Annotated in this window: 2 protein-coding genes and 1 pseudogene; all 3 read right to left on the reverse strand. The window is 32.1% G+C overall.

Features of this window, described 5'->3' with window-relative positions; translation table 11 throughout:
* A partial coding sequence (locus DWX29_RS12425; protein ID WP_147365063.1) for a hypothetical protein occupies nt 1-287 on the reverse strand: 287 nt, incomplete at its 3' end.
* Between the two features lie 728 nt (nt 288-1015).
* The gene (locus tag DWX29_RS12430; RefSeq protein ID WP_117910807.1) at nt 1016-1453 is read right to left on the reverse strand and encodes an SMI1/KNR4 family protein; all 438 of its coding nucleotides are present in this window, start codon (nt 1451-1453) and stop codon (nt 1016-1018) included.
* A 3-nt stretch (nt 1454-1456) separates the two neighbouring features.
* Nucleotides 1457-1969, reverse strand: a pseudogene (locus DWX29_RS12435) (hypothetical protein); the annotation flags it as partial.

Raw genomic sequence — 1969 nt, forward strand, 5'->3', positions numbered from 1 at the left:
GCAACCTCTGCATTTTCATCCAGTGCCCATCTTGTGCTTCCGAGTCTGTCCGTGTACAGACTGTAACTCTGTGTTTTGGCATTGTCGCCTTTTGCCGTTACATCTGCATGTACCCTCTCCCTGTTTCCTGCATATGTGTACCTTACAATTGTACCATCTGATTCCTTTTCTTCAAGCAGTATCGGATATTTTTTATGTGCCATCATTCCCTTTGCTTCCTGCTCACTCTCCACCATGCTGACTATGACTTTGGCAACAGCTATTCTCCACTGCTTACCATTTTTCATGTCGAGATAAGGTTCAGTTACAAAGTACAGAATGATACACCATTTCAGAACATAACCTTGCGAAATTATACACCTGGCAAACAGGCAAAAAGCAATTGCAACTTATTGCATACACTGCATCTCTAGTTTTGTTGTTGGTTAACTTATGCTATATGCACCATTCTGAAAACAGTCTGTAGTTTTCAAAATTTCTTAAAGTCCGCAAGTTATATTTAGAAAAGGAGTTTAAAACCCAACCAGTAGTTCATCTTAATTCTTAGTCGCACACTTTATTTTTCAGAATATACGCAAAAAATCGAGCATATGCCAAAATTCAAATACCTTGAAAAACGAAATATTGTGTGGATCTATGAAACTATACAATACCGGTGGCTAAGCATGTTTCGAGAGATATTTGTTTAATTTATATTTGAAAAATCAGAATAAATTGTAACAGAAATGTGATGTTAGAATGTGTGGATTAAGATTGGGGTATTTTGATTGTATCAGATATAGTAAATACAAAAATCGCTGGGGATATCATATCATTACCAAAATTGTTGGTATTGATGAGACCCCAGCGAATTATTTAATAGCTGTCTATGTTTATGATAAATTATATTGAGTGAAAACTTAGTAATAGATGTATCTTAAAAAGCAAACATATACTTATTAAGTCAAAATTTCTATTATAATACCACTTTCTGCTGATAAAACAGTCTCTCTTAATCAAGTAATCCCCAACACTCTTAATCAAGTAATTCCAAATAGAATTTATCATCTTCTTGAATTTTTAATAAGAATTCTACTAATGAATCTGCTATTTTAACATCATAGTAAAAAATACTACTAGTACTACGCTCTGTTAATTCTATTGATAATAATGCTGATTCACTTCCTTCAAAAAATATCAGTTTTCCATCCTCGTAATCATCGTATATCTCAATATCAGGATAGAATTCAAAATCACCTTTTCTTAATCTAAAATCCCTTATTGACGCGATATCCATGATACGATTCACATTATTCTCTGAGCCATTGATAAATCCATATCCAACCTCTAATAATAACTCCTTTAATTCTTTTGGAACATGTACTTTTAATTCATCCTCTAATTTACTTATTTCTTCTTCTTTCACTTGAAAAAATTTGTTTTCAACATTCTTTTTTAAAAAATCAAACTTCATATTTTAATTTCCTCCTGAAAATAATTTATTTGCTGGAGAAACAACTCCATGTATTCCTGATTGATGCTCATTTGGGAACTTTGCAGGGTGTATATTCCACCATTCATATTCTCCCCCATAAGAATTTTCAATTATATGATGCGCATCATACATATCTCCAGCTTTTCTAACTACCTTTCCTGTGTTAGGAGAAATTACATCTTCTGTGTAATTAGGCCATTTTTGTCTAGTATTAGTTTCCCACTGATTGATCAATTGATTTTTTACTTTATTAAATTCATTTCTATGATTTGCTGTTTCTTTTACTGTTAACTTTGTATATTCTTTATTCCTTAAAGCATTTTTTAATTCTTCTATTTGATTTTTTGATAATTTTATACCAGTTCTTGACTCAACATCTCTTACATAATCTTTTACTAAATCATAATCTATCTTAGAAAAACTACCACCCTCATATGACACACTTCCTGCTTCATCTGCCATAAACCCTGCTAGTTTTCCACTCTTTGCAGCATT

Source organism: Eubacterium sp. AF19-12LB, from assembly GCF_003479125.1.
Lineage (GTDB): Bacteria > Bacillota > Clostridia > Lachnospirales > Lachnospiraceae > Eubacterium_U > Eubacterium_U album.

Excerpts from the sequence above, each read along its gene's own strand:
- DWX29_RS12430 (WP_117910807.1), bottom strand. The coding sequence starts at position 1,453 with ATGAAGTTTGATTTTTTAAAAAAGAATGTTGAAAACAAATTTTTTCAA.